The sequence below is a fragment of the Clostridioides sp. ZZV15-6598 genome (assembly GCF_020657705.1).
Classification (GTDB): Bacteria; Bacillota; Clostridia; order Peptostreptococcales; family Peptostreptococcaceae; genus Clostridioides; species Clostridioides difficile_F.
Genome location: NZ_JAGWCS010000173.1, coordinates 1 through 6,990 on the forward strand (window position 1 = coordinate 1; position 6,990 = coordinate 6,990).

Consider the following 6,990-nt stretch of genomic DNA (forward strand, 5'->3'; position numbering starts at 1 on the left):
AGGTACAGAAAAGTTAGAATTTTATGAGTTTAAGAAGTTAAGATAAAAACTAAAATAATAAAATTTTTAGAAAAACAGTAGTAGTGACAAAAAGAAAATAGTTTAGATAACTAAAAGGAGAAAAAGATGGAAGAAACAAATGAAATGAAAGATAGTAAACATTTGATATCAAATATACAATCTCAATATACGAGATTAAGTAAGGGTCAAAAACTTATAGCACAATATATTTTAAATAATTATGACAAGGTTGCATTCATGACTGCATGCAAATTAGGTGAAACTGTAGGTGTAAGTGAATCTACTGTTGTAAGATTTGCAAATGCTCTAGGCTATAGTGGGTATCCAAAATTACAAGCTGCACTTCAAGAACTCATAAAAAATAAATTAACTACAGTACAAAGAGTTGAAATGGCACATGATTATTCCGATGATTTTGCAATATTGAACAAAGTTTTAAAGAGTGATATAGATAATATAAGATCAACATTAGAAGAAATTGACGAAAAAGCATTTAAAGAAGCTTCTAATAAACTTTTAAAAGCAAGAAAAATATATATACTTGGTATGAGAAGCTCTTTTGTAGTAGCTCAATACCTAGGTTTTTACTTAGATATAATACTTGATAATGTCCATATAATTAGAATGGATATGGGAGATGCTTTTGAACAGATTGTAAGAATAAACGAAGAAGATGTTATAGTTGCAATTAGTTTCCCACGTTATTCAAAAAAATCTTATCAAATTGTCAACTATGCTAAGGAAAAAGGGGCACATGTAATTTCGTTAACAGATAGTTTATTTGCGCCAGTGGCAGCACTTGCAGACAATACTCTTTTGGTTAAGAGTAATATGGCTTCATTTGTAGATTCACTAGTTCCAGCACTTAGTATTTCAAATGCTCTTGCCATATCTGTTGGTATGAAAGAGAAAGAAGATATTAAACAGCACTTCGATGACTTAGAGCAAATCTGGAAGAGATATTCTGTATATGAGTAAAGATTGTATATAAATAAGTATTATTAACTATTAGAAGGCTCAAGTCTAGCGGTGTTTGAGTAAAAATACTATAAAAAACTGACTGACATTTAACTGACAGTCAGTTTTTTTATTTAAATAAGATTTTGCTTAAATTATCAATAAAAAAAAACCCTAAAAAGGGTCTTTTCCGAAAAATCTATATATTATAATATAGTTATATTTTCTGCTTGAGGACCTCTAGCGCCTTTAACTATATCAAAGCTTACTTTTTGACCTTCTTCTAATGATTTAAATCCTGAAGTTTGTATAGCTGAGAAATGAGCAAATACATCATCTCCACCTTCTATTGATATAAACCCAAATCCTTTTTCGTTATTAAACCATTTCACTATTCCATTATTCATTAAAAATACTCCTATTAACCTATATCAAGATATACTTGATTTAATTGTGTATTACCACAAATACTATTATATCATAGAATAATAGAAATGTCTATTTAATTATATTTTTTAGTTAACATCTTTGATTATTATTAATCTTAAATATATTTTTAAGAGTTTTGTATTAATATATATTAATGCAAAAGTAGATAAAACTAAAAAGGGTTTTCTAGAAAATAAAGCCTACTTAATTATACTTACTTACCAATACCATTACTTGATGTAGACAAGATTCTACCACATTTTCTCCGTACTCTAGTATAAAATCATCTAACTGTGTATCTATAAAATCACAATAATTATATGAACTGCCAATATAAGCAGTTAACATATGTGTACATCTATCCATTTTATCTCTAAACATATACTATTATCCCCCTAAAAAACTTTCATAAAAACAAAAAGAAAATATCTTTTTGGCAACTGGCTGACATACATTTGAATATACAATTTTAATTTACTATTTTTATAATATATAACATATATGGGTAAACTATGTAACAAGATAAAGAGGAGGTATAAATATATGGAGAATTCAATGTTTTGTTATCAATGCGAACAAACTGTTGGTGGAAAAGGATGTACAAAAATAGGGGTTTGTGGTAAAACACCAGAAATAGCAGCACTTCAAGATTTATTAATCTATCAATTAAAAGGTATAAGTTGTTATGCTAAAGTTCTGTTAGATAATGGAGAAAAAATAGATAAAGATATAGTTTCTTTTGTAGAAAATAGTCTATTTACAACTTTAACAAATGTCAATTTTGATGGTGATGTACATGAAAATATGCTACGAAAATCACAAGAAATAAAGCAGAGATTAAGAGAAAAAATTAAAGAACCTCTTGTAAACAATGAATATACTGAATATAATTTAAGTGAAACAAGAAGCCAAATGCTAGAAGATGCTAAAAGAGCTGGAATAATGTTTGATGAAAGTTTAAATCCTGATATACGTTCACTAAGAATGACAATACTTTATGGATTAAAAGGAATAAGTGCTTATGGGCATCAGGCTAGAGAGCTTGGATATTATAATAATCAAGTAGATGAATTTTACTTTAGAGCACTATCAGCAATTACAGATGATGATATTTCTTTAGAGAACTTAATAACATTAACTCTTAAGACAGGTGATATGAGTGTTGCTGTAATGCAAAAACTAGATGAAGCTAATACTACTATTTATAAAAATCCAGAACCTCATAAGGTAAATGTAAAAATAAAAAAAGGACCTTTTATAATAGTTTCAGGACATGATTTAAAAGATTTAGAAATGTTACTTAAACAAACAGAAGGAAAAGGAATAAATATATATACTCATGGAGAAATGATTCCTTGTCATGGATATCCAGAATTAAATAAATATACTCATTTAGTAGGTAACTTTGGAGGAGCATGGCAAGACCAACAGAAGGAATTTGACTCTATACCAGGATGTATACTAATGACAACAAATTGCTTAATGAAACCGAGAGATTCTTATAAAGATAGAATTTTTACAACTAGTGTCGTTGGATGGGATGGTGTAAAATATATAGGTAAAAATGAAAATGGAGAAAAAGATTTTAGTGAAATAATAAATAAAGCGCTAGAACTTGGTGGATTTGAAGAAAGTGAAGAACCATATGAAATATTAGTAGGATTTGGACATAATGCTACATTAAGTAATGCACCTGCAATAGTAGATGCAGTTAAATCTGGACAGATAAGACATTTCTTCCTTATTGGAGGATGCGATGGTGCAAGACCTGGAAGAAATTACTATACCGAGTTTGCTAAACAAGTTCCTAAAGATTGTATAATTCTAACACTTGCATGCGGAAAATATAGATTTAATAAGTTAAACTTTGGAGAAGTAGCTGGGTTTCCTAGGTTGCTAGATGTTGGTCAATGTAATGATGCTTATTCAGCAGTAAGAATAGCTTTAGCTTTGGCTGATGCATTTGATACAGATGTGAATAGTCTTCCTCTTTCAATAATATTATCATGGTATGAGCAAAAAGCTGTAGCAGATTTATTAGCATTATTATCACTAGATATAAAAAATATTTATTTAGGGCCAAGTTTACCAGCATTTATAAGTCCAAATGTATTACAATATTTAGTTGATACATTTAATTTAATACCTATCAGTACACCTGAAAAAGATTTGGCAACATGTCTAAATGTTCCAGTAAAATAATAAAGACTATGGGTGATAATCAAAAAGAGTGTTTTAGACACTCTTTTCTTAATCATCTTCTACATATTCAAGTATATCACCTGGTTGGCAGTCTAAAGCTTTACAAATTTCATTTAGAGTATTAAATCTAACAGCTTTTGCTTTACCAGTTTTTAAAATTGATAAATTAGCATTTGTAATATCTATTTTTTCAGCCAAATCTTTAAGTGATATTTTTCTTTTTGCCATCATTACATCTAGATTAACTATAATTGCCATAATATCACCCCTATATCGTTAAATCATTATCTTCTTTTATTCTTATAGCTTTATTAAATGTTTCAGCAATTACAAAACACATTAGTGCAAATATAAAAGAGATGACCATAAGTGGTGAAAGTCCTCCACTATCAGTTCCAAAAACTCTTATATTACTGGTATTCAAACTATAACCATTTATACATTCAATTATAGTATTTATCAATAAGCAATATCCCATTATTTTAAACCTCTTTACATTTTCAAGTATGAAAGGTGAGTATTTAGTGCTGTTAATTATAAAAGTTAGGCATAAGATAACTATAAAATAGTTAGAAAAATACATTATTCTAACAACTAAAATAAATAATTTTTCAAAGTTAAAATCATATAAAAACATAGGTATCATACACATGAGTAGTATACCAGATATACTTAAAATTACTAGTATAAAGTATAAAAATACTGATAGAATGTTGTTGAAAAGTCTTGTAATCATTAAATATCATCTCCTTAATATAATGTATATTATTGATTATAATATAGAATTTATTGTTTTTCAATAATAAATTATTGACACAGGATATAAAAATATTATAATATATATATAAATAAGAAGATTAAGGTGGTAAGTTTATATGAAAAAGAATATAAGTTCTAAAATATTGAATAATATTGTACTAGTTGGAATAATTTTGACTTTATTATCGCTTATTTTAACACCATTAGTACTGACAGCGTATTTTAAAAGTGGTCTGGGAATTACAAATACAAATATGCCAACTATAATGTCAATAGCCATATATATATGTGCTATTCCATATATTGTATCATTGTTTATGTTAAAAAGATTATGTAAGCTAGTGGCAATAAATAATCCATTTTCAGAAGAAATACCCAAAAACTTAAAAAAGATATCCATATGTGCATTTAGTGAAATTTTTATATTCAACTTTGTAGTGATAATATTATATTATTGTTATGATATATACTTATATGCAATTACTATAATACCTGTAGTTATAGTATCATTTATTTCGTTAGCAATAGGATTTCTAGCTTTAGTTTTATCAATTTTATTCAATAAAGTTATTGAAATAAAAGATGAGAATGATAAAACAATATAATAAATTTAAACATTAATATGTTTATTAAAAATATTTTAGGTTGATTTTATTAGATTTAACTTTACCTAATACTATAGCCGTAAAAGATATTAATAATACATAAGAGATTAGGTTTTGTAGATAATTATAGCTTATTAGTAAAAACAAATTAAAATTATACAATGTAGAAAGAAAGAAGAGTGACATAATGATTTAATGTTATATCACTCTTTTTTCTTTTTATGTTAATTTGAGTATAAAATACTTTTTTCTGTTTTAAGAGCTTTAAAAGTGTCTTTTATAATAATTAATTTATTGATTACTTGCTTATTTTAATGATACTAAGATAAAGTGAATTGATAGAATAATTATTCTAATTTAGGTATAAACAGTAATAATGAAATTATCTTCACTCAAATAAAGTACTTGACCATTCATTTAATACTTTTAATTGCTCTGGTGTATTAAACCAATGCTCGCCGTTTTCTATAACTGTCAAATTACAATTAAAATGGTGTGTAAATTTCTCTACCACACTTAGTTCTGTAAGTTCGTCGCGTTTACCATATAATATTCTTGTTGGAGTATTCCATTTAGTAATAGGATGTTTTTTAACATATTGCAGATATTCCCATGAAAGTGTATGACCAAATGAAGTTGGAATAATTAGTTCATGTTTAAGTTGTTCTTCTGATACATTTGCCCAAAGCATCATATTAGAAATAAGTTGTTGCATATCCAGAATTGGAGATACAAAAACACATTCTTCAAAATTCTCATTTTCAAAACTTAACATACTAAACCATGCACCAATACTATTTGCATATAATGCAATTTGATTCCAATTAGATTTTGTATATTTCATTATAGTTAATAGCTCTGGAACAACATTCCATGGGTCAAACGAAATGTTTTCTTCCTTACGTTCTCCATGTTTAGGTAAATCAATACTTAAAACCTGCCATCCATGATTAACAGCGATATTAGCAAAAGTTTCGGCTTCTTCTTTATAACCACATTGTCCATGTATGTAAAGATATAATTTGTTTGAAGGATTTCCCCAAAGAATTGAAGGAATTCCATGAATTTGAAAATGTTTCTTTCTCATAAAAATCTCCCCTCAGTTTAAGATATAGTAGCTATTACTATATTTATTAAACTATAAAATTACACTGTAATATTCTAATTCAATATAATACTAATTTAATTAGTTATAATACTAATGCAATTAGTATTATATTAAACTAAAATAAAATTGTCAATATTACATTTAATATAAATTGTTTTTATAAGTCTTAATTATTGACGAAGCTAATTAGATTAGTTAAACTAATAAAGTAATTAATTTTAGTTGAGAGAGGTATAATCATGCGTGTTAGTAGAGATATAGTAATACAGGTAGCATCTGATATAGCCGATAAAGATGGGCTTAACAAGCTTTCTTTAAAAGCTATTGCAGAAAAATTAAGTATACGTACACCATCTTTATATAATCATATAGAGAGCTTAGATGATTTATTGAGAGAGGTTGCTCATAATGGGATGAGGAATATGAATAAACAGATGGAGAAAGTTGCTATTGGTAATTCAGGAGATACAGCTATAAAGTCTGTAAGTATTGCATATTTTAACTTTATAATTGCTCATCCTGGGATTTATGAAACAATTCAATGGGCTACTTGGCATGGAAACAACGAAACATCAGAGATATTTGAAGAATATAAATCGCTATTAGAAAAACTTATTCTTTCCTGTAATTTAAGAACAAAGAATATAGATGAAGTATTAAATCTGTTGATGAGTGTGATTCATGGATATTCAACTTTGCAACTTGGAAAAGCTCTTTTAAATTCAGAAGAAGCTATAAAAGGTCTATCTAATGCTATTGATACTGTACTATTAGGTATTCATGAAAAGTATGACTAAGTATATCACTAAATATTAATGTAAATGATAAAAGTAATATTCAACATTACATATATATCAATAAGTTATAACAAAGGAATACTAAAAAAAACTTATTATTTATATATAACAT

9 protein-coding genes are annotated in these 6,990 nt (G+C 26.8%); 4 read left to right on the plus strand and 5 right to left on the minus strand.

Translation table 11 applies throughout. The features are described 5' to 3' along the window. The first annotated feature begins 126 nt into the window (after nucleotides 1–126). Nucleotides 127–999 carry a MurR/RpiR family transcriptional regulator gene (locus tag KGF50_RS19510; RefSeq protein WP_227435034.1) on the plus strand — a complete coding sequence of 291 codons (873 nt, stop codon included), beginning with the start codon at nucleotides 127–129 and terminating at the stop codon, nucleotides 997–999. 185 nt (nucleotides 1,000–1,184) lie between these two features. Here KGF50_RS19510 and KGF50_RS19515 read toward each other — a convergent pair whose 3' ends face one another. Then, entirely contained in the window at nucleotides 1,185–1,385 is a 201-nt protein-coding gene (locus KGF50_RS19515) for a cold-shock protein (RefSeq protein WP_227849600.1), read from the minus strand. Between the two features lie 226 nt (nucleotides 1,386–1,611). Continuing rightward, nucleotides 1,612–1,788: a hypothetical protein gene (locus KGF50_RS19520; RefSeq protein WP_227849601.1), complete on the minus strand. Its 177-nt coding sequence runs from the start codon at nucleotides 1,786–1,788 to the stop codon at nucleotides 1,612–1,614. Between the two features lie 162 nt (nucleotides 1,789–1,950). Between KGF50_RS19520 and hcp the strand changes: the two genes are divergently transcribed. Further along, nucleotides 1,951–3,609 carry a hydroxylamine reductase gene (gene hcp, locus KGF50_RS19525; protein WP_227849602.1) on the plus strand — a complete coding sequence of 553 codons (1,659 nt, stop codon included), beginning with the start codon at nucleotides 1,951–1,953 and terminating at the stop codon, nucleotides 3,607–3,609. A gap of 48 nt (nucleotides 3,610–3,657) precedes the next feature. Here hcp and KGF50_RS19530 read toward each other — a convergent pair whose 3' ends face one another. Beyond that, nucleotides 3,658–3,867 (minus strand): helix-turn-helix domain-containing protein, encoded by a 210-nt coding sequence (locus KGF50_RS19530; protein ID WP_227849603.1) that lies wholly within the window; start codon nucleotides 3,865–3,867, stop codon nucleotides 3,658–3,660. Between the two features lie 10 nt (nucleotides 3,868–3,877). Then, on the minus strand, nucleotides 3,878–4,345 hold the full coding sequence (locus KGF50_RS19535) for a DUF2975 domain-containing protein (RefSeq protein WP_227849604.1): 468 nt from the start codon (nucleotides 4,343–4,345) through the stop codon (nucleotides 3,878–3,880). A 139-nt stretch (nucleotides 4,346–4,484) separates the two neighbouring features. Here KGF50_RS19535 and KGF50_RS19540 point away from each other — a divergent pair, with 139 nt between their 5' ends. Beyond that, nucleotides 4,485–4,973 carry a DUF2975 domain-containing protein gene (locus KGF50_RS19540; RefSeq protein ID WP_227849605.1) on the plus strand — a complete coding sequence of 163 codons (489 nt, stop codon included), beginning with the start codon at nucleotides 4,485–4,487 and terminating at the stop codon, nucleotides 4,971–4,973. Between the two features lie 388 nt (nucleotides 4,974–5,361). On the opposite strand, the gene KGF50_RS19545 is transcribed toward KGF50_RS19540, so the two are convergent. Then, on the minus strand, nucleotides 5,362–6,060 hold the full coding sequence (locus KGF50_RS19545; RefSeq protein ID WP_227849606.1) for an alpha/beta hydrolase: 699 nt from the start codon (nucleotides 6,058–6,060) through the stop codon (nucleotides 5,362–5,364). A 260-nt stretch (nucleotides 6,061–6,320) separates the two neighbouring features. On the opposite strand from KGF50_RS19545, the gene KGF50_RS19550 reads away from it, so the two are divergent. Then, nucleotides 6,321–6,878: a TetR/AcrR family transcriptional regulator gene (locus KGF50_RS19550; RefSeq protein WP_227849607.1), complete on the plus strand. Its 558-nt coding sequence runs from the start codon at nucleotides 6,321–6,323 to the stop codon at nucleotides 6,876–6,878. Nucleotides 6,879–6,990 lie beyond the last annotated feature (112 nt).

Bases quoted from the DNA above. Each gene is read 5' to 3' on its own strand.
- KGF50_RS19545 (WP_227849606.1), bottom strand. From the start codon at position 6,060: ATGAGAAAGAAACATTTTCAAATTCATGGAATTCCTTCAATTCTTTGG.
- hcp (WP_227849602.1), top strand. From the start codon at position 1,951: ATGGAGAATTCAATGTTTTGTTATCAATGCGAACAAACTGTTGGTGGA.
- KGF50_RS19540 (WP_227849605.1), top strand. From the start codon at position 4,485: ATGAAAAAGAATATAAGTTCTAAAATATTGAATAATATTGTACTAGTT.
- KGF50_RS19550 (WP_227849607.1), top strand. From the start codon at position 6,321: ATGCGTGTTAGTAGAGATATAGTAATACAGGTAGCATCTGATATAGCC.
- KGF50_RS19515 (WP_227849600.1), bottom strand. From the start codon at position 1,385: ATGAATAATGGAATAGTGAAATGGTTTAATAACGAAAAAGGATTTGGG.
- KGF50_RS19520 (WP_227849601.1), bottom strand. From the start codon at position 1,788: ATGTTTAGAGATAAAATGGATAGATGTACACATATGTTAACTGCTTAT.
- KGF50_RS19510 (WP_227435034.1), top strand. From the start codon at position 127: ATGGAAGAAACAAATGAAATGAAAGATAGTAAACATTTGATATCAAAT.
- KGF50_RS19530 (WP_227849603.1), bottom strand. From the start codon at position 3,867: ATGGCAATTATAGTTAATCTAGATGTAATGATGGCAAAAAGAAAAATA.
- KGF50_RS19535 (WP_227849604.1), bottom strand. From the start codon at position 4,345: ATGATTACAAGACTTTTCAACAACATTCTATCAGTATTTTTATACTTT.